Below are 294 nucleotides of genomic sequence, written 5' to 3'. Positions count from 1 at the left end.
AGGCTGCAAGGACATTGCACGCGTCGTCGAAGATTTCAGCAGCCTCGTTAAAGTCACCGGTCAGCGCTTCCGTGATGACCGAGACTGTGAGCTGGAGACGCATATACCGAGTCACAGCGGTGATGCTGCTGGAGGGGACAGGCTCAATGACGAGCAGCTTGTATGGCGCGTCCAGGCGCGGAGTATGCTCAGCGACCGTCACGCCGTCGAGCCGCTTGCCAAGTAGGGCGACAAGCTCGTGAGCTAGCTTGCGTGTTGAAACATAGGGAATCATGTGACCCTCGTATTCGCGAG

General features: G+C 58.2%; 1 protein-coding gene. It reads right to left on the bottom strand.

What is annotated here, in order from left to right; all coding sequences use genetic code 11:
• The coding region (locus QP381_RS08880; protein WP_285068622.1) for a hypothetical protein at positions 1–274 on the bottom strand (274 nt) is incomplete at its 3' end.
• Positions 275–294 lie beyond the last annotated feature (20 nt).

The sequence above is a fragment of the Pauljensenia sp. UMB6358 genome, from assembly GCF_030216865.1.
Lineage (GTDB): Bacteria > Actinomycetota > Actinomycetes > Actinomycetales > Actinomycetaceae > Pauljensenia > Pauljensenia turicensis_A.
This window is presented reverse-complemented; position numbering and strand designations above follow the sequence as displayed.